Raw genomic sequence first — 24,271 nt, forward strand, 5'->3', positions numbered from 1 at the left:
ATTAAGCATGCAAAAAACAATATCAACAGTTGTATTTTTACTGATATCCTTTACATCATTTTGTTCGGTTAATAACGATGAGAAGACTAGCAGCAAAAACTTGCAAGAAAGAATAACAACTTACCTTGATTCATCATCATCTTTATTAAGGAATAATTCGTTAACTAAAAGCATAAAAGTATGTAACGAAGCGATATTATTAGCCGAAAAAACAGAAGACCCTGTATACTTATCAAAAGCTTATAAGTGTCAAGGTATTAACTATTTTTATTCAGGCAATATCGATTCCTCCTTTCATTATTACAATAAAGCCATTCCTCAATTCGAAGCTATTGGTTCTAAAGTAGATGTTGGAAAGGTTATTGGGAATATTGGACTCTTATACAAAAGTCAAGGACAGTATGATAAAGCTCTAGAGTATTATCTTGAAAACCTTCGAATATACAGAGAGGTAAAATACGACAAAGGCTTGGGTAGCGTTTACAATAATTTAGGTAATCTGCATCAATTAATTAAGAACTTAGAATATGCAGAGGATTACTATATGTTGGCTTTAAAAAACTTTCAAAAGAATAGTAATTCATTAGAAATTGCCAAAGCTTATTGCAATTTGGGGGCAGTTTATGAAAAACAAAAAGAATACTCAAAAGGGCTTGATTATTACAATCTTGCACTAAAGGAAAATGCGAAAATTGACAATAAACTTTTTGATTCTAAGTTGTATTTTAACATTGGTTACTTGTATCAATCCAATAAACAGCTTGATTCGGCTTTAGTGTATTTAAAGAAGTCAGAAAAACTCCGAACTGAACTTGAGAATTTTTCTGGTCTTGTAAATGTAAAGTTACAACTTGGCTCTACCTATTTCGAATTGAAGAATTATACCCTAAGCGAAAAATACTTATTGGAGGCATTTGACCTTGCAAAAAAATTAGAAAGTCATCTTCTATTACCAGATATTCTTTTTCAGCTATCATCATTGTATAAAGATAAAAAGCAATTTAAACAAGCTTATGATTATCAATCTAAAGGAGTTCAGTTAAAAGATTCTTTAAATACAATAAGCATTGAAAATAAATTTGCTGAATTAGCTGCTGCTTATGAAAATGAAAAGAAAAAACAGGAATTTGAACTGTTGCAGCAACGAACTCAAATTCAAAACCTTGAATTGGGTCAGAAAAATGCCTGGATTATTGTTTTATTGGCTGTCATGATTCTTGGTGTTGTAGCTGTTTTGGTTTCGCTTAGAATTAACCGCTTGAGAGCAGATCATAAAATCATGGATCTACGTCAGAAAGTATTGCTGACACAAATGAATCCGCACTTTTTATTCAACTCCTTAACGGCAATTCAGTGTTTTATCTTAGACGAAAAAAATGATGATGCCAACAATTATCTTTCAAGATTGGCTAGTTTGGTACGTGGAATTTTGGAGAATTCAAGAGAGGAATTCGTTTCTTTACGTACAGAATTACAAACATTAGAGGATTATATTGGACTGCAGAAACTAAGATTCGAGAATGACATCGCTTATCATTTCGAAATTGATGCCACCTTGGATCAAGATGAAGTAATGGTTCCTCCAATGCTGGCACAACCTTTTATCGAGAATGCACTTATTCATGGAAAACTAAGAAATAATCCTGAAGCATGTATAAACGTGCAAGTGACTAAAACAGAAGATGAACAATCCATAAAGTTTGATATTATTGACAATGGAATCGGGATAGAAGAAGCTAAAAAGCAATCCTCACAAAAGAATCATAAATCATTGGCTACTTCCATCGCTTTAGATAGAGTAAAAATTTACAATTTTAAATCATCCAAAAAGATGAATTTTGAAATTGCAGATATGAAAAATATTAACCCAAGTAAATCAGGGACCAAGGTAAGCTATAGCATTCCAATACTTACCTCATCGAAGTAGGAGAAATTTGCAGATATGAGAATTTCATTTTCGATAAGAATTTTTCAGTTTCCTCCATGTTTCTTGTAAAACCCAAAAGGTAACCTCCTCCTCCGGAACCGCATAATTTCAACCAAAATTTGTTGGAATCGAGGCCAGTTTTCCACAATACCCTATAACCATTTGGGATTTTATTTGTAAAATTTTGATATTGAAATGACGAAAGAATTTGTATTGATTCAAAGAAATTGTCAATATCATTATTGCAAAAACAATGAATACATTGTTGGGTTACAGGTATGAGTTCTTCAATAATTCTATTTCGAAAATCTATCGACTCACATTTCAGTAAAAAATCATTTACCAAAGGTGCTGTATCTCCCTTTTGTTGGGTATCAATTAAAAATACGGCAGCATTTTCAAAAAATTTATCCAACTGCAAAGTAACAAGTGAAAGTTTATCATCTCCTGAAACCAATATTGGATTATTGACATAAGAGATTAATGGATCCAGTCCGGAACTTTTACCATGAAATCCTGATTCTAACAATGACAATTTTCGCTTCAATTCTGTTAAATCAGTTTCATTGGATCCACTACTCTTCCCATAATGCTTATAGATTGCAGCACATAATGCACCTGAACTACCTACTCCGTAACTTATTGGAATTGAGGAGTTGAAAATTAAACCTGAATTAATATCTTTTTCAAAATCCGATAAGTTCAAAACAGACTCAAATGCACTTGAATTGGACAGCAGGTAATTGAAATACTTTTTTAATTCTGAATTCGATTTTTTTTCTGCTTCAGATTTATTTGAACTCATGAAATCAAAATTGGCCTTAAACATTTTGAAAGGTATGCTTAATGCCATCGAATTCAACAAAACAGAATATTCACCAAAAAGAAGAAGCTTTCCATGAAACAATTGACTCTCTTTATGCACCACCAGAAATATTAATTTGTTTGGGACCTAAACCTGTTTCATCCTTAAGATATTTCCCATTTTCAAGTAAATCCTTTAGCTGTTCATTTACAAAAACATCAACTTTTAGGCTGTCTTTTTTAGGAAACATCAGGTGAATATTTGGACCAGCATCCAAGGTAAATCCTACAGGAATTTTAGTCGTATTTCTAAATTCACGAATTAATTCAATCGCTTCCAAAGTATTAGGTTTCATCAAGGTAAATGAAGGTGTAGAATTCATCATTAAACCATGTAAGCTTAATGCTTCATTTTCTAGAACTTCTATAAAATCATCCAAATCGCCACTACGTAAAATCCCAAGCATACGCTCAAAATTTGAATTGGCCTGATGATATCTAGCTTGTGCAAATGGATGATTCTTCATCAATCCATGTCCTGCTGTACTTGATACTTTTTTCTTTTTGGAACTTACCAATAAAATATAGTCCTGGTAATCTTTAAATATTGGATGAATGTATTTTGAAAAAGGAGTTGCAAAATCATTTGACGCTTTCGAAAATGCACTACTCTCACCCCATGTTGCATAGGATTCGTAAATCGATCGCGATGCACTACCGGATCCCAAACGGGCAAGAAAACTTGCTTTTTGTAAAAACTTATCATGCTCCAGTTGATTACCTGAAATCAATTCTTCCATACTACAAATGCACAATGCAAGTGCACTCATGGCCGAAGCAGAACTTGCAATTCCTGTAGAATGAGGAAAAGTATTTTCTGATGTAATAGAGTACGAGAATTGGCTTAAAAATGGCATTTCCTCATTTAATCCTTCAAAAAGTGTTTCAATTCTTTTGGCAAAATCAAGATTTTCTTTTCCCTCGAATTCAAAATTTATCCACTTCTCTTTTCTTTCCGAAAATGACAATTGAGTTCTACTTACAGCATTCTTCAATGTCATGCTTACAGACGGGTTACATGGGCATTGTCTACCTGTTTTTCCCCAATATTTTATCAAGGCAATATTTGAAGGGCTCTCCCAAGCCACAGTTCCTTTCTTCATTCGGTTTTTTAATTGTTAACTCAAGATAATGTCATCCCAAGCAAATATTGTGGTTAATCCTTTCTCATAAAAATAGCGGTATACTTCTCGCTTTCCCAAATCTGATCGAACCAAAATAAAGTCTCCGCCCCATGCTCCCAATGATTTAATACTTCCCTCGAAATCTGGAAATTTTATAACCTTTACAGGATCAGTATGAAGTACTTCTGCAATAAATCTTTCATGTTCTGAAATCAAAGCATCAAACTCCATGGAGTTTTCACTCTGTAACAATTTCTTACTCAACAGTGATACACTCTCAACCTGAGTTTTTGTTACTGGATTTCCATTCAGATATTTCTTTACACTTGCTTCACTATTCTGCTTGTTTCCGAGGTACACAAAGAAAAGTTGATCTGAAAAATCAGGTTCGAACCTTATCGGATATATCGTTGGATGAGATTCATTTTTACGAAACAGAATAGGTAAACAATAATTTGCACAAGCAATATCATAACCCGAACCATTTGACACCAAAGCATGCAATTCATAAGGATTCACATTTGCCCACTGTGCAATGTTGTTAATCAAACTTGAACTACTTCCTAACCCCCAATTTCTATCAAAATTGATCTCCGTTTTAACCTTTAATGAAAGAGTTGGCAAAAAATTTACATTTAATTTCTTTGCCTGATTCAAAATGAAACACACAAAATTCTTCTCTGAACTTCCTTTGTTTTCTGCACTTAGAATATCTTTTTCAGAAATTGAAAATTCCAACCATGGTTGGGCTCTATCCAATGCTATCCATTCCAATTCAGTCGTATCAGATTCATAAATTTCCATCAATTGACCAAAACGAAGAGGTATAGCTAACGATAAAGCACCATGCAACACCAAGTATTCTCCGGTAATTAGAAATTTAGCATTCGAATAATATTTATTTAATGGAGTCAAACTATCGCAATTTGGTTCTAATGGATTTAATAAATGATTCTACTTCGCTATAAGAAACTGTTTTGTGGGCAAAATACTCTAAAGCTTGTTTCTTTTCCTCATAATCGGCTTTTAATGCATTTAACAAGTTTGACAGGTGCATCTTCATATGGCCATACTGTATTCCTGTTGTAACCAGGGATCTTAAAGCACCGAAATTATTCGCCAATCCAGCTGTAGCTGTAATCATCATTAACTCTTTGGCAGATGGTTTTCCAAGTAATTCCAAACCAAATTTAGCCAAAGGATGTAAACTAGTCAATCCTCCAACTGTTCCTAAGGACAGAGGTATGGTCAATTTGTACTTGAATCGATTATTTGAAACGGATGCATGGGTAAGGCTTTTATATTTACCTGATTTAGCAGCCCACACATGACCATTGGCTTCAATTGCCCTAAAATCATTGCCTGTTGCCAATGCAACTGCATCAATTCCATTAAAAATACCTTTATTGTGCGTAGCAGCTCTATATACATCCACTTCTGCAATTTTCGAAGCTCTTAAGAATTTCTCTGCAAACTCTCTACCGCTCATTCCTGGTTCAATATTATCTAGCTCTTGCAAATCACATTCAACCCAACTTTCAACAACACAATCTGGAGTATAATTGGATAAAATAGACATGATAATTTCACATTCACGTTCAATATCTTCCAGCCCCTGATAATACTTAAAAAATTTCTTCATGGTCTGCGCCATCTGTTCCAGACATGAATTTATAAAATTCGCTCCCATGGAATCTACAGTATCAAAATCAACATGTAATTGGTAATAATCTTCCATCTCATATGATAAATCTACCAATCGTATATTTTGAATCCCACCTCCTCGCTGACGCATATTTCTCGTCAACTCCTTTGTTGTTCGATAGAGTTCATATTTCAACTCAGGTAATAAATCTAGTAGTCTTACTTTTTCGCCTTTCCACAAAAAATGCACTTGCCCTGACTTTACCACCGAAATAACTCTTGCATGAAAACCTCCATGATTGGCCCAAAACTTCGCAGATCGAGAAGCTGCCGCAATTACAGAACTTTCCTCAATAACCATTGGGATGTGATACAAACTTTTGTTTATCAAGAAATTAGGCGCAACCCCAAAAGGCAAATAAAAATTCGAAAGTGTATTTTCACTTATCTCATCCAGGAGATCTTGTTGTTCCTTATTCTGTAGTCGAAAACTATCCAGTCTTGATTTTATCTTATCAGCACTATCAGTAAGAGCAGCAACTTTTTCTTCGCGAGATAGTTTGGAAAAGCCTGATATTATCGATTTTCGCTTCATAAATTAATATTTAATTCCTGCAATAAAGGAAAATTCAGCAAATAATAAAATACTTACAGGTCCTAAAATACATTTTTTATTCAGCGAAGCCAAATCAGTTCATAAAAAATACATTCACACCATTACTTTAACCTTAAAAATGCCTTTGCTATTTTTAAACCCTCTATCTGAGATTGTATATAACTTTGCAGATCAGAATAAGAATCTTTTGCGTATTTTAATAATTCAGAAGCTTGACCATATATGGCTGGTAATTTACTTTTCTCTGTCAAAAAATAACCATCAATAAAACTATGAATTCCTCCAGAGATAATTAGTTCTTTGCATTTTATATCCTTGTTACTTTCAACAATGGCGTTGGTCCATTCCAACATCTGATTAGCAGTATGACCAATTTTTGTCAAAGGATCATACAATTGTATCTGGTTATCCGGATTTCTCATCATTTCAATCTTTGCAAAGTTGGTTCCTCCAAATGCACCGAATTCGATGGCTTGTAAAGGCAATTGCATAAGCTGATTTAAACTATCAGGTCCGAATCCCTGTCCAACTTCCTTTACAATCACCGGGTAATCAGCATATTTTAGCAAATCTTTTATTGAGTCAATTGGAGATCTTAGAATTAAATCGCCTTCGGGTTGAAGCCATTCTTGCATTGGATTTACATGAATGATTATGCCATCTGCCTTAAGTTTTGCAACCAGATTAGAAATTTTAGATAGCTCATTCTTTCTTATTAGCTCCTCGAGTTGACAAATTCCTAAATTAGCATATAATGGCAATTCTGATCCCATAATATGCCTTACATCAAAATCGGCAAGGTATGCATCATTCTCCAACAACAATCTGCAAGAGCCTAATCCCATTCCCATACCAAATTCAGCGCAAGCTTTTGCCAGATTAGCATTGATTTTTCCTGCAAGTTTTGTACCTCCTGTCATACTCGAAACCCAAATTGGGGTGCGTATTTCCTTTCCCAAAAAAGTAAAAGGCTCAAGTTCCTTTTGGGGATAAGTATTTATAAATGGCTCATAGTAAAACCTATCATCAACTAAACTTTTTTCGATTTGAGAACGAAAAGCCAATTCAATATGATCCTTTTTTCTATCGGTCATTATTTGTCAAATATTACAGTTGTCAATACTAATTCTATTGATATAATTCACTTTATCAAACCTTAGTAGTACCAAGTTAACACATAATTTTATAAATCAACGAAAGGTAAATCTACACAAAATTAGTACAAATTTAAATCTATTTTGAATGATTCTTAATAGCACACAGACTCACACCACTATTACACGTTGATTTTGTGAGCATTACAATCTTTTTTGCAAACTTGACAGTTTTGGCACTAGGATCATACATAAGGTTGTCATAATTTTACAACTCGATATAAAAAACATATCACTATGGAACTAGAAATATGGCATTTATGGATGCTACTGTCAGTAGGTTTATTTGTAGTTGAAATTATTACCTCCAACTTTTCATCTCTATGCTTTGGCATTGGTTCACTTTCTGCTGGTGTATTGGCTTACGCTAATTTCTCCATATCAATTCAATTAGTAGTATTCTTAACCCTTTCTATAATCAGCATACTAATTCTTAAGCCCTTTCTTAAACAAAAATTAATCAGTAAAAAAGGAGTGCATCTTTCAATAGATACAAATTATATCGGCAGAGAAGCCTATGTTATGGAAGAGATTAACCCGCATAAGAAAAAAGGGAAAGTTATTATTGCAGGTACTGGTAAAAAAGCCACAACCACATCCGGAGAAATAATTCCTGAAGGCGCTTTTGTCGAAATATTAGATTCGTGTGGTGCTGAATTAACCGTAAAAGAAATATAAAGAATAATCTTAAAATCTAATGTTTGAGCAATTCGTACCTTAAATTCATCTCTCCGATTAAAAAACAATTATTACATGTCGGTTCAATTTTTACAATTGCTTTTTAGTTAAGGAGAGGTGATATCTATTTAAATCATCTATATCTCTGAACTTTGGAATCGACCTCAACAGACCAGCGGTCGATTCCACCTTTTAAATTATAAACACGAGTGAATCCATTTTTTCGAAGATAATTCATAACCTGTTTGCTACGCACTCCCATGTGGCAAAATACAACCAAATCTTTGTCCTTTGGTAACTCATCTATTTTTGCGGGAATTTCACCCATTGGGATATGTCTGGCATTTTCGATGTGACAGATTTTAACTTCCACTGGTTCACGAACATCTATCATCATCATATCTCTTCTCTTCTCCATCTCCTGAATTATCTCAAGAGGAGTAAATTCATTTTTCTTAGCATGGTCATTTTTAAATTTCATACTCACAAAATTCTGTATTAATGCTTAATACAAATATAATGAGATAAAAAGAAGGAAGCTAAAAAACTCCCTTCACAAACTTCACGCATCAATCTTTATAAATATTAATGTTGCAATTGCATATGTTTCACATGCTCACACGCAGCATCAATTTCTCTTGTGAATTCATCATAATCAATCTGCATGCCATTCACATAAGTACTCCAACCAGATGTAGCCTTCGCAAAATGAACGGCCTCTTCAATTTCTTCATCTGAAGCTCCAAATAGTCGAGCCATTTCGGTATGAAAATATGCACAATATTTACATTTGGTTACAGCAGCAATTGATAAGCCTATTAATTCACGATTTTTGGTATCAATAGCTCCATCTTCAAGTTGTAACTTTTTAAAAAGGTTCCACTCCAATTCCAAAGTATTATCCGGAATTAGCTTAAACATTGTTGGAATAAGTCCAAACGTTTGTTCAATTTCTTCATAAATCTTCTTTCTCTTCATATCTCTCTTCGTTTCCAAGTAATGCTTAAATTAAGTAATTCATCTATGGAAGTCAATATCTTTATACATTCTAAATAGTAAACAATTTCATAGCGCTATTTTCAGCCTAATAAACTTTAACACTAATGGTTACTATTAATTGTCTAAAGTATGGCATTTATCAACTAACATACTATAGTATCCTCCTGTAAATCATAAAATAACATTCAACTTTTGCTCTGAAAATGCTCTATTTAGATTTGGGAAAAATCAATTACAAGTCATTTACCGAGACGCAAATATTTATTTAAAAAATTGTAACCTTTCTTCTTTATTTCATGTCTCATAAACTACATAAATCGAGTAAACCAGTTAGTTTATCGAATAATGAGTATAAAGCATGTTAAAATTTAGCATAAATTGTAAATTTGATAGACAGTTTCAATTCATTATGCTTATCGATCAAACCACCAAGAAAATTCACTAATTTAAGGCTAACCATGCAAATTAAAATAGACTCTTTGAGTAAAATTTATCCTAATGGCAAAAAGGCTCTTGACAATATCAATTTAGAAATCGGCAACGGCATGTTTGGTTTATTAGGGCCAAATGGTGCTGGTAAATCCAGTTTAATGAGAATATTGGTCACCTTAATGCAAGCATCGGAAGGTAATGTATTGTACGATGGGTTCGATTTAATAAAAGATCGAAAGGAAATTAGGAACATGCTTGGATACCTACCACAAGATTTTAGATTTTTTACAAAATTAAAAACCTGGGAATTTCTGGATTATGCCGCATCATTAGCAGGAATTAGAAGCAAAAAAATAAGAAGGGAAAAAGTAGATGAGTGGCTTGAAAAAGTTGGACTGTTTGATGTAAGAGAACGTGATGCAAACAAACTCTCCGGAGGAATGAAAAGAAGATTGGGTATTGCTCAAACTTTAATTGGCGATCCTAAAATCATCATTGTTGATGAACCAACAACAGGCCTTGACCCAGAAGAACGTATCCGATTCAGAAATATCTTATCAGAAATTAGTCAGAAAGATGTTATCATCATTCTCTCCACACATATTGTAGGAGATATCTCAAGTGTTTGTAATAACTTGGCTCTTCTCAATTCCGGTAAACTTGCCTTTAATGGTTCTCCACAGGAATTAATCGAACAAGCAATAGGGCATGTTTGGCAAGTAAATACTTCAGGTTATGAATACGATTTAATAAAAGAACAATATGCTGTGGTATCCACTATCCCTACTAAGGATGGCTGGGAAGTTCAATTAATTGGCGATGGTAGTAAATTTAAAAATGCCATTGAACTCGAACCCAACCTTGAACATGCTTATGTGTATTTCATGGAAAAATCAGCAACCTTAATTTAAAATCTTCATGCTTTCTCTTCACACCATACGATCCGTAGCCAAATACGAAACCAAAACTTTACTCCGTTCATGGTTCTTTAGAATTTTCGCCATTATGGCCATCCTTTTTATAGGAGGCTTTAACATAGCCGCTTTTGTCGAAGGAAGTGATGCTCCATGGATCTACCGAGCCTTGCCTGCTGCAATTCCTTATGCCAATCTTATTATTCTCAATCTTGGACAAGCTATTGTTGCGGTTTTTTTGGCATCCGAATTTTTAAAGCAAGACAGTAAAAATGATACCGTTGAAGTGATTTATGCCCGATCAATGACCAATAGTGAATACATTTTGGGAAAATCGCTTGGCATTATTATGGTTTTTGTAATTCTGAATATCATCATGCTGCTTATGGGAATAGGTTTTTCCTTTTTAAGCAACGAATCATCGCAAAGCATTTGGGTACTTTTATACTACCCTCTTTTAATATCAATACCCACACTTATTTACATACTGGGACTGGCTTTCTTCATGATGATTTTATTAAAGAATCAAGCCATTACATTTATTGTATTGTTAGGCTATATTGCCTTAACCATTTTTTATCTAAACACAAAAGTCTACCAAATATTCGATTATATCGCCTACCAGATTCCTATGATGAATTCAACAATAGGCGGATTTGGAAACATATTTGAAGTGGCTATTCATAGAGGAATATACCTATTTTTAGGAGTTGGATTGATTCTATTTACCATTTGGAAACTACCACGTCTTCCTCAATCCAAAAGATTGGTTTCCTTACCTATTTATTTGGCACTAATAAGTTTTGCCATAGCAGGTGGCCTAAGCTATAAATATCTGGATATTAAAATAGGAAGTGAAAAATACAGAGATAAGTTAATTTCAATAAACAATCAGTACGTTGATTACGCAAAACTTGAAGTTAGCAAGTGTAACTTAAACCTAACACACCTTGGTGATCAAATTCAAGCTTCAGCAAAAATCAAAGCCAAAAATAATTCTAACCAAAGTATAGATACTCTAATTTTTAGTCTAAACCCACAACTTAAAATCAACTATGTATCAATTGATAACAAACCTGTTCAATTTCTTCGAAACGAACAATTAATAAAAATTGTTCTAAAGAACAAAATTGCTATAAACAAAGAGCTTAATATTCAATTCGATTATGCAGGTAAAATTGATGAAAGAACACACTTTTTAGATTCTGATCCCAACTTGATAAGGGACAACTTTACCGCAGAAATGTTTAGAATTAGAAAAAGAAATTCTTACCTAAAAGACAATTTTGTTTGCCTGACAAGTGAAGCACTTTGGTATCCAATTTCAGGAGTGGGTTATTCCTCTCTTTATCCAAGTTTATATTCTCCTGATTTTACAGACTTCAAACTACATGTAAAAACACAGGAAAACTTAACGGCCATATCGCAAGGCAAAGTGAGTAAAATAAATTCTGGTGAATTTTCTTTTGAATCGGAATATGCATTGCCTCAGATCAGTTTATTAATCGGGGATTATAAAAAGCACAGTATTGATGTTGATTCAATAGAATATTCGATTTATTCAATCAAAGGAAATCAGTTTTTCCTAAAACACTTTAATGTTATTCAAGATAGCCTCCCTTCTTTAATTAGAGAGCTTAAAAATGAATATGAAACTTCACATGGTTACTCTTATCCATTTAAAAGATTGTCAATGGCCGAAGTGCCAATTCAATTCTCCTTAGACAAACACAACTGGTCAATTGCTAGTAATGCCATTCAGCCTGAAATTATTTTCTATCCTGAGAAAGGAGTTGTAATGGAGGAAACTGATTTTAAAAATCGCAAAAAGCGCTTTGAGAAGCGAATGAAAAGAGACAATGAAGAGGTATCTGAAGAAGAATTACAGGCACGAATTTTTAAACGATTTATTCGTGGTAATTTTATGCCGCCACCAAATGAATGGTATCAGTTCGATCATATTGATAGAAATACATTTTCTCTTTTCCCTAATTACTTTTCTCATTCATCCGGTCTATCATGCAAAGAAATTCCAGCATTAAATATAGCATTAGGGGTTTATTTAAAAGAAAATAACGAAGTATCACAAAATTTCTCACGTTGGCGCTGGCAAGGAATTAGCAAAGACGAAAGAATTAATCTACTTCTTAAGAATTCTTCGCTAAGAGATATTGCTGATATCAAAATACCAAAGGCAGATAATTTAGATGATCAAATCATACTAAACGATATTTTAAGAGTAAAAGGCAAGCATTTGTTCTCTCTTTTTAAAGCCAGATATGGTGAAGAGGAATTCAACAAAGTGCTGAATGAGTTTATTGAATCAAACCGATTCCAAAAGTTTGATTTCTCTCAATTTGACAGTCTTTTGTTGGCAAACTTCAATTCATCTGTAAAATTAGAAGTTGAAGATTGGTATACCACAACCAAACTACCAGGTTTTCTGTTAAAAGACCTTCAAACTTATAAGGTAAAAGATGGCGATCACATCAAATATCAAGTCCGATTTAAAATATCGAATCCTGAATCGGTTGATGGAATTGTAAGCGTTATTATTGAAACTGGAGGACAAAATAACCGCTTCAGAAGAAGGCGTGAAGAAAACGAAAAACCTGATTTCACAAAATCTATATTTATACCTGCACATTCTGCCAAAGAAGTCGGGTTTGTATTTCCATCGGAACCCGGAAGAATGAATGTCTTTACTCACCTTTCTGAAAATCTTCCAAATAGTCTGGTTTATGATTTTAGCTCATTTGCTGAAACCAAAAGGAGTAAATTCTTTAATGAAACCAAAGAGTGTGAGTTGTTTGAAGGTGTTTTAGATGCCAATGAATTTGCTGTGGATAATGAAGACAAAGGATTTGAATATGTTCAGGTTTCTAACAAAAGTCAATTAAAACAATGGGTTGATAGCAGAAGAGAAGATATTGAAGAATATGCCAGATTAAGAACCTGGAATCCACCAAATGAATGGAAAAATGTATTAAGATCAGGCTTCTTTGGAAAGTATGTACGTTCTGCATTTTTCACTAAATCAGGTATTGGAGACAGAACCGCCAGTTGGAAACCTGAATTAAAGAATGCTGGTTACTACGATGTATTCTGTCATGTAAATAAGATTGAACAATATTGGGGTCGAAGAAAAAAAACAAAAACAGATTACAACTTTAAAATCTATCATGAAGATGGATTTGAGGAGGTAAATAAATCCGATCAGGAGCTGGAAAATGGTTGGAATTATTTGGGCAGTTTTTATATCACTCCCGAAACAGCAAAAGTTGAATTAAATAACAAATCCGTTGGTGCATATTTATTTGCCGACGCAATTAAATGGGTAGAAAATAAATAGTCTAATATTATAATAGCATGATTATTAACAAGCTTACATTAAAAACATTCGCTTTAACAGGATTTTTATTCATTGGTTCTTTTTATGCTTCAGCACAAAAGGAACTCACTTTGGAAGAAGCCCTTTTAATAGCATTCGACAACAGTCCTGACATTAAAAAATCCAGGATAAATATGCAACAGAATAAGGAACGATTGAATGCTCAGTTGGCATCTTTGCGTTCTCGATTCTCATTTGATGTTACACCAATTTCATACAAAAAAACGGAATCGTACAACGAATATTTTTCTACTTGGAATACTTCCGAAAATAAAGGGGCCAGTGGAATTTTTACCGTTTCGCAACCCATTAAATTAACTGATGGTAAATTGTCATTGCGAAATGAATTTGGTTACCAGGACAATTCATCTGAAGCAAGTAGTTCCGCTTATTCTGGTTACAATAATTCATTGTACATGCAGTACGATCAGCCATTATTTACCTTTAACAAAACCAAAATGGACCTAACTCGGAACGAGTTGAATTTGGAAAATGCAACACTTTCCTACTCCATTCAGATGCTAAATATCGAGCGTCAGGTAAATCAGGCTTTTTACACCATTTACCAAAAGCAAATGGCATTAAAAATTTCTGAGGAAGAATACGAAAATCAGAAAACCAGCAAAGAAATTATTGCAAGTAAAGTAGAAGGAGGACTTTCGGCAAAAGAAGAGTTGTACCAAGCAGAATTGAACCTTGCAACCAGTAAATCTACTTTAGATAACAATAAAGTTGAGCTGGAAAACGCCAAAGATGAATTCAAACTACTATTAGGAATTTCTCTTTACGAGGACATTAAGGTTTCTACCAATATTCAATATGTTCCTGTGGTTGTAGATCTTGAAAAAGCCATTCAGAACGGATTGACTCAAAGATTGGAACTTACTCAAAGAGAAATTGATTTGAATAATGCAAAATTCGACTTGATTGAGACCTCAGCAATTAATGAATTTAAGGGAAACATCAGCCTTTCTATGGGGATAATGGGAAATAATAAGAGACTAGCTGATGTTTACGACAAACCAACCAAAAGTCCTCGAGTTGGTGTTACTTTCTCTATTCCAATTTTCGATTGGGGAGAAAGAAGAGCTCGAATCAGAGCAGCAGAACTGGAAGTAGAAAGTAGAGAGATCGATAAAAACAGTTTGAAGGACGATATCACCATCAACATTAGAAAGATCTATCGTAACCTACAAAACCTGATTCAACAAATCGAAATTGCAAAACAAAACGAGAAAAATGCTCAACTAACATACGATATCAATCTGGAAAGATACCGCAATGGCGATCTTACCAGTATCGATCTTGAGCGATTTCAGAATCAGCTTTCTGAGAAAAAAATGAATCTTGCTAATTCGTTAATTAACTACAAATTGGAGTTGTTAAACCTTAAGATTCAATCTCTTTGGGATTTCGAAAAAGATCAATCATTTGTGCCTTTGGAGCTACAAGAGAACTTAAGAATGGACTAATTTAAAAATCAACACTAATACAAAACATAATGGCCTTAACAATGAAACGACTTGCATTTTTACTTTTGGGAGCTACACTTTTCGCTTCTTGCGATGATAAAAAAGCTGATTTAAATAAGGATATCGCAATTCAGGTATCCATAAAGGAAATAGCACCTAAAAGCATCGAAAAATATATCAGTACAACAGGTACAGTAGAACCAATTAAGACAGTGGATTTAAAATCGGAGGTTGCCGGGAAATACCAACTTCAAATCAATCCACGAACTGGACGAAAATTCCAACTGGGAGATTACGTGCAAGAAGGAACTGTTGTAATTCAGCTTGAAGACAAGGAATATGAAAATAATATCAAAATCAAATCCTTAGAGCTACGATTGGAAATTTCGAAGCAGACTTTCGAAAAGCAGCAGTCACTTTACGAAAAAGGTGGAGTAACCCTTTCAGAGTTAAAAAATGCTGAAATTGAACTGATTAATGCCAAATATTCCTACGAGGATGCAATATTCCGATTGGAAAAACTAAAAGTCAAGGCTCCATTTTCAGGAACGATTACCAACCTGAATTATTATACCGAAAACACAAGAATAGAAGCAGCTTCTCCAGTTCTAAGTATGATGGATTACAGCAAACTTCACATGGAAATTAATCTTGCTGAAAAAAACATTTCCATGATTAAAACTGGCCAGCCAGTTAATATCGTGAACTATACCATTCCTGGAGACACTTTAAATGGAGTTCTTACTCAACTTTCACCTGCCATTGATGCTGAAACACGTTCATTCAAAGCAGTTATTAACATCAACAACTCAAAACTATTGCTTCGCCCAGGGATGTTTGCCAAGGGAGAAATTGTTGTAGCCAAAGCCGACTCAGCTCTTGTTATTCCTAAAAATGTAATTCTAAACAAACAGAAAGGAAATGTTGTTTTTGTTGTTCACAAAGGATTAGCGGAAGAACGTGTAATTGAATTTGGTCTTGAAAACCCAGATGAAGTACAAGTTGTTTCAGGCTTGGAAAAGAAAGATCGATTGGTTGTTAAAGGTTTTGAAACTCTTCGAAATCGTTCAAAAATTAAGATTGTAAAGTAATTCCACATGAAGAAAATAACTCAATTTTCAGTTAATTACCCAGTAACTGTGTCCATGATTGTATTGGCCATTTTACTCTTAGGCTACGTTTCGCTGGGTAAACTGAGTGTAGATCTGTTTCCGGAAATGAATGCCCCGCGCATTTTTGTGGAAATAAAAGCAGGTGAACGACCTCCTGAAGAAATTGAAAAGCAATTTATTGAAAGTATCGAATCTCAGGCAATCAGACAAAAAGGTGTAAGTCAAGTATCATCGGTTTGTATGGTTGGTTCAGCCCGAATAACAGTTGAGTATACTTGGGGAAGCGATATGGATGAAGCATTTCTTGACCTGCAAAAGGCTTTAACCACATACTCTCAAAATTCTGAGTTAGACGATTTCACAATCACCCAACACGATCCAAACGCATCTCCTATTCTAATCATGGGAATGCTTCATCCTGAAATAAAAGATATGGATAAACTTCGAAAGGTTGGTGAAAATTACATCCGAAATGAGTTGATCCGTTTAGAAGGTATTGCTGAAGTTGAGCTAACAGGTGCACTTGAAAAAGAAATTCGAATTGAAACCAACCAATATCTTTTAGATGCTCATGGTCTGACTGTAGATCAAATTGTTCAGAAAATTCAAAGTCTGAACCGAAATGTATCGGGCGGAAGCATTGTTGAAATGGGTACCAAATACATTATCAAAGGTGCTGGTTTGATTCGTGATATTGAGGAAATCGAAAATGTAATTGTTGGCACAAAAAACCAACAAACAAACGTTCCGACACAAGCTGGTGCAAATCAGGGCAATCAAGTTCCTGTAAAAAACAAGGTACCTATAAGACTAAAAGATGTAGCAGAAGTAAAATTTGTTCCTAAACAAGCCCAAAATATTGTTCGCATAAATGGTGAAAGATGCGTAGGGCTTTCCATTTACAAAGAAACAGGATCGAATACAGTAAAAGCTGTAGAAGATTTCGATACCGCAATGGAATCGATCAAAAAAGCTTTACCTGGATATCAATTCGTCATTGTACAAAATCAGGGTCAGTTTATACAGAAAGCCATTGATGAAGTGGAAGAAACAGCTCTTCTTGGAGTTTTGATAGCGATTTTTGTATTGTTCATTTTCCTTCGCAGGTTTAAAGTTACAGCCATTGTAAGTTTCGCAATTCCGGTATCTATTATTGCCACCTTCAACCTGATGTACTTTAATGGACTTAGTCTGAACATTATGACCTTGGGTGGATTGGCACTTGGTGCAGGAATGTTGGTAGACAATGCCATTGTTGTGATTGAGAATATCTTTAGAAAAATGGAGCTTGGCTTATCGGTGAAAGATGCAGCCATTGAAGGAACCTCTGAGGTAGGCGGAGCTATTGTTACGTCCACACTCACAACCATTGTGGTATTTCTTCCGATTGTTTATCTGCATGGTGCTTCTGGTGCATTATTTAAAGACCAGGCATGGACTGTTGCATTCTCATTGCTTGCTTCGCTTTTTGTTGCCATTCTCTTTATCCCAATGCTTTTTAATTATGCTTACAAGGGAAGTAAGAAAAAGTTCAAATTTAAATCCGTTAAGATTGGATGGTATGGCGAGTTATTGGGCAATATTTTAAATAAAAGAGGGCTTGTAATGATTAGTGCTTGCGTTTTACTAGTTATAACCGGACTTATTCTTCCTTTGGTTGGTAATGAATATTTACCTAAAAGTGGTGTTGGTGAGTTTAGCCTAGATATAGAGCTACAAGAAGGTACACAGTTGGAAAGAACTTCAAAAACGGTTGAAGCCATTGAATCGATGCTTTGGCAGTCTATGGGCGATCAAATTGAAACGGTTTACAGCAAAATTGGACCTAATACAGGAAGTACAACCGACAAAGCGGTTTTCCAAAATGAGAATACTGCCAATATCAAAATCCGATTGAAAAAGGAATACATTTCCCTTTCTGAAGAAATTCTAAACAATGTTGGGACTTTAATCAGCAATGTTCCTAATGCAGAAATATCCATTGTTAGAGATGAAACCGCTTTACAATCAACAATTGGGACAGAAGACGCTCCTATTGAAGTTGAAGTAAAAGGAAAAGATATGGCGGTTTTAGAACGCTTATCGAAAGAGATAAAGGAGAGTTTGATTTCCATTCCTGAATTGGCAAATGTACAAACCAATATTGAGGAAGGTGCACCTGAAGTTAATGTTGTGGTTGATCGCTACAAAGCTGGTATTTTTAACATGAGTACCGAAAGCATTGCCGGACAATTACAGGACATGCTTATGGGAAAACAAGCTGGCAAGTACGAGCATGGTGGCGAAATGAGCGATATCACCGTTCAACTTCCTGAAATCAGCATCAACGAGCTGAATTCTGTGATGCTTCAAAATGGCAATTCAGAAATTCCTCTTTACGAAGTTGCCCATATCGAAAAGTCCTCATCGCCGAAACAAATGCTTCGAAGAAACCAAAACCGAATCGGAAAAATCAGTGCTGATATTCACGGTGATATGGCATTCGACCAGGTTGTTGGAAAGATTAATGAGAAATTGGCAAACGTAGACTTGCCAACTGGCTACCAAATTGGATTAATTGGTGAGGAACAAAAAAGGCAGGAAGCCATGTCGAACCTTAGCTTTGCTCTAATGCTTTCGGTAATTCTTGTCTATATGGTAATGGCATCTCAATTTGAATCTTTAATTCATCCATTCACCATTCTACTTACCATTCCTTTGGCAGGAGTTGGAGCTGTTTGGGCTTTCTTCCTTCTCGGGATTCCTATGAACATTATGGCTTATATCGGAATTATTATGCTGGGCGGAATTGCTGTAAACGACTCTATTATTCTGGTAGATGCCATCAACCAATTCAAGGAACAAGGAAACTCATTGCGCGATTCCATTATCATGGCTGGTGAGAATAGAATTCGACCAATTATCATGACCAGTGTAACAACCATTTTGGCTCTTCTTCCATTAACAATTGGATTTGGCGAAAGCGCTGCCCTTAGAGCTCCAATGGCTATTGCAGTAATTGCAGGTTTAATTACTTCTACCATTCTCAGTTTGGTAGTAATTCCTTGTGTATACTTTGCCTTCGATAGAATTCAGAGTTTTATCACAAATTCAAGGGAAGAGAGAATGAAATATGAAAAAGAGTAAAATACAAGCTAAAAGCTGATTAATATATGAACTTCATTATAAAAAGAAAGGTTTTAATTGCGATGCTGTTCACAGGATTAAGTATGCTGGGATATTTTTCCTACAAGCAACTTCCTGTCGAGTTGATTCCCAATGCAAACCTTCCTATGCTCTTTGTTCAGGTTGGTACCGGTATCGAGGTTGATCCAAGATATATGGAGAATCAGGCAATTATACCTTTAGAAGGAGTTGCTGGAAGCCTTGAGGGAGTTGAGAAAATAGAATCAACTGCAGGACAACAACGCGGAAGCATCCAAATTTCTTTTGAACAAGGCACAAACATCAAGTACGCCTATTTAAAACTTGCCGAAAAAGTGGAGGAAGTCAAAAAAAATCTTCCTCAGGAATTTCAGGTTCAGGTTTTAAAATTTGATATGGAACAACTCAACAACATGTTCATGAACATTCAGGTTCGTGGAAGTGGTGGTGTTGACCGGGTGCGACAAATCACTGAGAATGAAATTCTCGATAAAATCAAAAACATTGATGGCATTGCCAATGCTGCAATATTTGGTGGTCGTGAAAAATCAGTAGAAATTTTACTTCGCGATGACGTTTGTAAGAGCTATGGAATTAGCCCTTCTGATGTTCGAACCGCACTGAATAACAATGGCAATATTCGACGTTTTGCAGGAAAAGTGACCGATAAAGATCAACTGAATTTTGTAAATGTTGTTTCCCAATTCTCAGATATCAACGAGCTGCACGAGTTGGTTGTGCAAGAAAAGGGAGATATCCGTTTAAAGGATATCGCTTACATTCATTACGGGGTAAAAACTCAAACTTCCTACAGTCGTGTAAATGGTAAGGAAGCGGTAACCCTGCAATTAACTCGGGATGCTCAGTCAAACATCATTGAATTATCTGAGGTTACCCTTGCCAAAATTGATGATCTAAACAAAGAACTAAAGAACAAAGATGTAGAAATGGTTGTTCAGCTAAATATGGCTGAAACCATGAAAACCAATATCGATTTAATCATTGAGTTGGCCTTGGTAGGAGGTATTCTGGCAATTTTTATCCTTTGGATTTTCTTAAAAAACTTGCGATTGGTAACAGCAATCGCTTTGGCAATTCCAATCTCGGTATACACTGCCTTCAACTTCTTTTATGCCTACGAAATTAGTATCAACACACTAACGCTTTTGGGAATGGCTTTGGCCATAGGTATGCTCCTCGACAACAGTATTGTCGTCCTCGAGAACATATACCGACTCGCTGCACAAAAGAAAGACGCAAATACTGCCGTAATTCAGGGAACTAAGGAAGTTTGGCGCTCAATTTTTGCTGCTACTCTAACCACCATAACAGTATTTCTGCCATTTGTATTTTCTTCCAATTTTTTAATCGGATTAATGGGCAAACACATTGGTGTTTCAATCATTTCTACCCTATTGGTATCCTTGGTAGTGGCTTTGCTGTTGATTCCAATGATTACGCATAGTTTTTTAAGACGCAGAGGAAAATTTCAGGAAATAAACTTTAAAAACATCTCCTATCACAACCGATTGGTACAAGTATATTTGGTACTGCTCAAATCTTGTATGCGTCACCCGGGAAGAACAGTTTTAGGTGCTTTAGGTTTGTTCTTTATCACATTACTAATCAGTTTAGGCTTAAGCTTTATTTCTACAGAAGAAACCGAAAACAAAGATCTGAATCTGTATGTTAACCTTCCGGGAGGTACAACCCTTGAAAATACCGATTTGTTTGTTCAGCAGGTAGAAGAAAAGTTAGCCTCACTCGAGGAGAAGAAAGACATCACCAGCCAGATTTACGAAGAGGAAGCTATGCTTACCATTAGCTTGGTAGATGATTATCGCGAAAAGCAAAATTTAAGCATTCCTGGCATTAAGAAAAACATTATGGAACGCCTGGATGGATTGCCTCGCTCATCTTTTAGCTGGGACCCTCTGGCACAAGGAAGAAGATTTGGTGGAGGTGGAGGCGATGGCTTCGGTGGTGATGATCCTTTTATGGAAATGCTGGGTATCGGTACTCAAAAAGAAAAGTTGATTATTAAAGGTCAGAATTTCGATAAGATGCTTGACCTTTCTGAAGATTTGGACTATTACCTCAGTCAACTTACATCCATTAAAAATGTGAATGTACGAATTCCTTCCAAGCGTCCTGAGTTGGTTTTGGAATTAGACAAACAGGTGATGGCCTTATATGATATTCCTGTGAGTTCGGTTCTATCGGAGTTGAATTCTTTCCAAAAGGAATTCTCGAGTAATGTTGTGTTTAAGGAAGGAAACGAAGAGTACGATATTGTTATCAAAACCATTGGTGAAAATTCTGAAATCACTCGAAATGCTCAAGATCTGCGAAAGCTAACCGTTCGTGGAACTCAAGGGGCAGAATTCGAATTGGAAAACATCAGTAAATTCAACTTTACCGATGGCTTGTCTACGATTAAGCGGACCAATCAGGAAAAACAGTTGGTGGTTTCTTATCAATTTATCGATGAAGTAAACGATGATAAAGATCTTCTTACAGCTGCACGAGTAGAAATCGACGAAATCATTGGAGGAATGACCTTGCCTTCGGGACTGGCTGTTGAAATTGTTCACGAGGAGAACAGTTTGGGCGAATTCGGGTTCCTTTTCCTAATGGCATTCATTCTTATTTTCATGATTTTGGCATCGGTTTTCGAATCTTTTAATATGCCAATTGTAATGATGTTCTCGATACCAATGGCTGCCATTGGTTCTTTGGTTGCACTGATACTTACCGGAACCTCTTTGATGAATGCCAATGTATTTACAGGCCTTATTATTTTGCTTGGAATTGTGGTAAACAACGGAATCATCATGATTGATTATTCCAATGTGCTTCGAAAACGAGGCTACCGACAATCCAGAGCCTTAATGATGGCTGGATTGGCTCGTATACGTCCTATTTTAATTACTGCAATTACAACCATTATTGCTTTAATGCCATTGGCACTGGGACGAGCTGAATATGTAACGCAAATTGGTGTTCCGTTTGCCATTACAGTAATTGGGGGCTTAAGCTTAAGTACCATTTTAACTTTGGTATTCATTCCTACGCTTTATACAGGATTACAAACCAGTTTAAACTGGATGCGAAATCAGCAAGTATGGATCAAAGTGATACAATTTGGCATTTGGATAGCCGGAGCCTTTTTCATATACACCGAGGTTGACAGTAAAATCTGGCAAATCATCGATCTGCTGGTACTTCTATTATCGGTTCCTGCCTGTATTTATTTTATTCAGGCAAGTTTGCGCAAAGCCAACGAAGAGCTTATTGCTGCCGATGACGAGCTGCAAATCCAGATCCGAAATCTTGTTAAAATATACGATTGGGATGGTAGGTTTATGCGCGAATGGAAGTCGGGATTAAGAGTTAGAGAACGTTTGGGACTAAAGCATTCTTACACTCGCCTGCGCGATTTCTTAACCCTGATATGGCAATTGCCACTAATTGCCTTTATGATCTATTTTATCTATTTCCATTTACAAAGCAAGTATTGGTTGGTTCTGCTATCCATCAATTTCCAAATTATGCTTTTGTATTTCATGGCACCAATTATGGAGTACAGAAAACACCTAATAGAAAAAGGCAAAAGCAAACTGGGAAGAATCGTAATTAACCTGTTCCATAAATTCATTTACTGGATTTTCCCATTAGTTGTATTGGTTTATTTCAATAGCAAGTTCGAATTAATTGGATTGACAATTCCGGTTGCCGTATTGTGGTATTTTGCTTTGCTGATAAAGAAAACATCCAACAAAATTTATCGCGAAAAGATCAACATCAACCGATTAACAGGAAGATTTAAAGGAATCCGTAAGTTTTTCTACCGATTCGTATTAATCATCCCAATCATCGGAAAACAGAAAGTTCCTTTCAAAGCGGTGAAGAGCGTTTCTTTCGACATTGGCAACGGTATGTTTGGCTTGTTGGGACCTAACGGTGCTGGTAAATCAACCCTAATGCGTATTGTTTGTGGAATACTTGAACAGAGTTACGGACAAATTACCATTAACGGCATTGATGTTCGTGAAAAGCGCGAAGAACTGCAAGGCTTGATAGGTTACCTTCCTCAGGAATTTGGCATGTACGAAAACATGACCGCCTGGGATTTTCTGAACTACATGGCCATCCTGAAAAAGATTCACAATACCGAAGTACGCACCGAGCGTGTTCGATACGTGTTGGATGCAGTTCACATGCTCAAGAACAAAGATGAGAAAATTGGATCCTTCTCGGGTGGTATGAAACAGAGAATTGGGATTGCTCAAATCCTGCTTCACCTACCAAGAATTCTTGTGGTAGATGAGCCGACAGCAGGCCTTGATCCTCGCGAACGAATCCGCTTCAGAAACCTTTTGGTGGAGTTGAGTAAGAAACGAATTGTAATCTTCTCTACCCATATTATTGAGGATGTGGCAAGTTCGTGTAATCGAGTGGCTGTAATGAAAAAAGGGGAGTTGAAATATCTTGGTGAACCGGTTCACATGGCAGGAATTGCCAACGAAAAGGTATGGATGTTGAAGATTTCGCCTGAAGAATTTGAGCAGTTTAAGAAAGAACACGTGATTATTCATCACATGCGCGATAACGATCATATTCGAGTAAGATGCTTATCGGATGAAGATCCGGGATACGGAGCAGTTAACACCCAAGCAAACCTCGAAGATGCATATTTGTGTTTGCTGAATGACACCAGCGAGCAAAAAATAACCATGATGAATGTCTAGACAGAATCACGAAGTGAAACTACTTTGATTGGTCTTTGTGGTTAAAAAC

The 24,271-nt window shown here is 35.5% G+C and carries 15 protein-coding genes; 8 read left to right on the forward strand and 7 right to left on the reverse strand.

Going from position 1 to position 24,271, the window contains the following annotated elements; translation table 11 throughout:
- Positions 1 to 7 precede the first annotated feature (7 nt).
- A complete protein-coding gene (locus ACKPCA_RS14340; RefSeq protein WP_321279700.1) occupies positions 8 to 1,927 on the forward strand; it encodes a tetratricopeptide repeat-containing sensor histidine kinase in 1,920 nt (639 codons plus the stop codon).
- Here the strand turns inward: ACKPCA_RS14340 and ACKPCA_RS14345 are convergent.
- The 5 genes from ACKPCA_RS14345 to ACKPCA_RS14365 all read right to left on the reverse strand — a co-directional run bounded on the left by ACKPCA_RS14345 (position 1,911) and on the right by ACKPCA_RS14365 (position 7,269).
- On the reverse strand, positions 1,911 to 2,732 hold the full coding sequence (locus tag ACKPCA_RS14345; RefSeq protein WP_321279701.1) for a GHMP family kinase ATP-binding protein: 822 nt from the start codon (positions 2,730 to 2,732) through the stop codon (positions 1,911 to 1,913). The genes ACKPCA_RS14340 and ACKPCA_RS14345 overlap by 17 nt on opposite strands.
- A gap of 112 nt (positions 2,733 to 2,844) precedes the next feature.
- Positions 2,845 to 3,894 (reverse strand): diphosphomevalonate decarboxylase, encoded by a 1,050-nt coding sequence (locus ACKPCA_RS14350; protein ID WP_321279702.1) that lies wholly within the window; start codon positions 3,892 to 3,894, stop codon positions 2,845 to 2,847.
- 15 nt (positions 3,895 to 3,909) lie between these two features.
- Positions 3,910 to 4,830: a GYDIA family GHMP kinase gene (locus ACKPCA_RS14355; RefSeq protein WP_321279704.1), complete on the reverse strand. Its 921-nt coding sequence runs from the start codon at positions 4,828 to 4,830 to the stop codon at positions 3,910 to 3,912.
- 1 nt (position 4,831) lies between these two features.
- Positions 4,832 to 6,154: a hydroxymethylglutaryl-CoA reductase, degradative gene (locus ACKPCA_RS14360; RefSeq protein ID WP_321279705.1), complete on the reverse strand. Its 1,323-nt coding sequence runs from the start codon at positions 6,152 to 6,154 to the stop codon at positions 4,832 to 4,834.
- 122 nt (positions 6,155 to 6,276) lie between these two features.
- Entirely contained in the window at positions 6,277 to 7,269 is a 993-nt protein-coding gene (locus ACKPCA_RS14365; RefSeq protein ID WP_321279706.1) for a beta/alpha barrel domain-containing protein, read from the reverse strand.
- Between the two features lie 297 nt (positions 7,270 to 7,566).
- Here ACKPCA_RS14365 and ACKPCA_RS14370 point away from each other — a divergent pair, with 297 nt between their 5' ends.
- The gene (locus ACKPCA_RS14370; protein WP_321279707.1) at positions 7,567 to 8,007 is read left to right on the forward strand and encodes an NfeD family protein; all 441 of its coding nucleotides are present in this window, start codon (positions 7,567 to 7,569) and stop codon (positions 8,005 to 8,007) included.
- A gap of 133 nt (positions 8,008 to 8,140) precedes the next feature.
- Here ACKPCA_RS14370 and ACKPCA_RS14375 read toward each other — a convergent pair whose 3' ends face one another.
- Positions 8,141 to 8,488: a rhodanese-like domain-containing protein gene (locus tag ACKPCA_RS14375; RefSeq protein WP_321279708.1), complete on the reverse strand. Its 348-nt coding sequence runs from the start codon at positions 8,486 to 8,488 to the stop codon at positions 8,141 to 8,143.
- A gap of 104 nt (positions 8,489 to 8,592) precedes the next feature.
- Positions 8,593 to 8,985 carry a carboxymuconolactone decarboxylase family protein gene (locus ACKPCA_RS14380; protein ID WP_321279710.1) on the reverse strand — a complete coding sequence of 131 codons (393 nt, stop codon included), beginning with the start codon at positions 8,983 to 8,985 and terminating at the stop codon, positions 8,593 to 8,595.
- 500 nt (positions 8,986 to 9,485) lie between these two features.
- Between ACKPCA_RS14380 and ACKPCA_RS14385 the strand changes: the two genes are divergently transcribed.
- From ACKPCA_RS14385 to ACKPCA_RS14410, 6 genes are read left to right on the forward strand one after another with little or no spacing between them, the layout of a single operon-like run.
- A complete protein-coding gene (locus ACKPCA_RS14385; protein WP_321279711.1) occupies positions 9,486 to 10,349 on the forward strand; it encodes an ABC transporter ATP-binding protein in 864 nt (287 codons plus the stop codon).
- Positions 10,350 to 10,356: 7 nt separating this feature from the next.
- Positions 10,357 to 13,704: a golvesin C-terminal-like domain-containing protein gene (locus ACKPCA_RS14390; protein WP_321279713.1), complete on the forward strand. Its 3,348-nt coding sequence runs from the start codon at positions 10,357 to 10,359 to the stop codon at positions 13,702 to 13,704.
- A gap of 17 nt (positions 13,705 to 13,721) precedes the next feature.
- Positions 13,722 to 15,215: a TolC family protein gene (locus ACKPCA_RS14395; protein ID WP_321279715.1), complete on the forward strand. Its 1,494-nt coding sequence runs from the start codon at positions 13,722 to 13,724 to the stop codon at positions 15,213 to 15,215.
- A 41-nt stretch (positions 15,216 to 15,256) separates the two neighbouring features.
- Entirely contained in the window at positions 15,257 to 16,306 is a 1,050-nt protein-coding gene (locus ACKPCA_RS14400) for an efflux RND transporter periplasmic adaptor subunit (protein ID WP_321279717.1), read from the forward strand.
- A 6-nt stretch (positions 16,307 to 16,312) separates the two neighbouring features.
- On the forward strand, positions 16,313 to 19,453 hold the full coding sequence (locus tag ACKPCA_RS14405; RefSeq protein ID WP_321279719.1) for an efflux RND transporter permease subunit: 3,141 nt from the start codon (positions 16,313 to 16,315) through the stop codon (positions 19,451 to 19,453).
- Between the two features lie 26 nt (positions 19,454 to 19,479).
- Positions 19,480 to 24,222 (forward strand): efflux RND transporter permease subunit, encoded by a 4,743-nt coding sequence (locus ACKPCA_RS14410; protein ID WP_321279721.1) that lies wholly within the window; start codon positions 19,480 to 19,482, stop codon positions 24,220 to 24,222.
- Positions 24,223 to 24,271: the final 49 nt, after the last annotated feature.

Source organism: Marinifilum fragile (assembly GCF_963677365.1).
GTDB lineage: Bacteria > Bacteroidota > Bacteroidia > Bacteroidales > Marinifilaceae > Marinifilum > Marinifilum fragile.

Excerpts from the sequence above, each read along its gene's own strand:
- ACKPCA_RS14370 (WP_321279707.1), top strand. The coding sequence starts at position 7,567 with ATGGAACTAGAAATATGGCATTTATGGATGCTACTGTCAGTAGGTTTA.
- ACKPCA_RS14380 (WP_321279710.1), bottom strand. The coding sequence starts at position 8,985 with ATGAAGAGAAAGAAGATTTATGAAGAAATTGAACAAACGTTTGGACTT.
- ACKPCA_RS14390 (WP_321279713.1), top strand. The coding sequence starts at position 10,357 with ATGCTTTCTCTTCACACCATACGATCCGTAGCCAAATACGAAACCAAA.
- ACKPCA_RS14340 (WP_321279700.1), top strand. The coding sequence starts at position 8 with ATGCAAAAAACAATATCAACAGTTGTATTTTTACTGATATCCTTTACA.
- ACKPCA_RS14375 (WP_321279708.1), bottom strand. The coding sequence starts at position 8,488 with ATGAAATTTAAAAATGACCATGCTAAGAAAAATGAATTTACTCCTCTT.
- ACKPCA_RS14350 (WP_321279702.1), bottom strand. The coding sequence starts at position 3,894 with ATGAAGAAAGGAACTGTGGCTTGGGAGAGCCCTTCAAATATTGCCTTG.
- ACKPCA_RS14345 (WP_321279701.1), bottom strand. The coding sequence starts at position 2,732 with ATGAGTTCAAATAAATCTGAAGCAGAAAAAAAATCGAATTCAGAATTA.
- ACKPCA_RS14400 (WP_321279717.1), top strand. The coding sequence starts at position 15,257 with ATGAAACGACTTGCATTTTTACTTTTGGGAGCTACACTTTTCGCTTCT.
- ACKPCA_RS14410 (WP_321279721.1), top strand. The coding sequence starts at position 19,480 with ATGAACTTCATTATAAAAAGAAAGGTTTTAATTGCGATGCTGTTCACA.
- ACKPCA_RS14395 (WP_321279715.1), top strand. The coding sequence starts at position 13,722 with ATGATTATTAACAAGCTTACATTAAAAACATTCGCTTTAACAGGATTT.
- ACKPCA_RS14405 (WP_321279719.1), top strand. The coding sequence starts at position 16,313 with ATGAAGAAAATAACTCAATTTTCAGTTAATTACCCAGTAACTGTGTCC.
- ACKPCA_RS14365 (WP_321279706.1), bottom strand. The coding sequence starts at position 7,269 with ATGACCGATAGAAAAAAGGATCATATTGAATTGGCTTTTCGTTCTCAA.
- ACKPCA_RS14360 (WP_321279705.1), bottom strand. The coding sequence starts at position 6,154 with ATGAAGCGAAAATCGATAATATCAGGCTTTTCCAAACTATCTCGCGAA.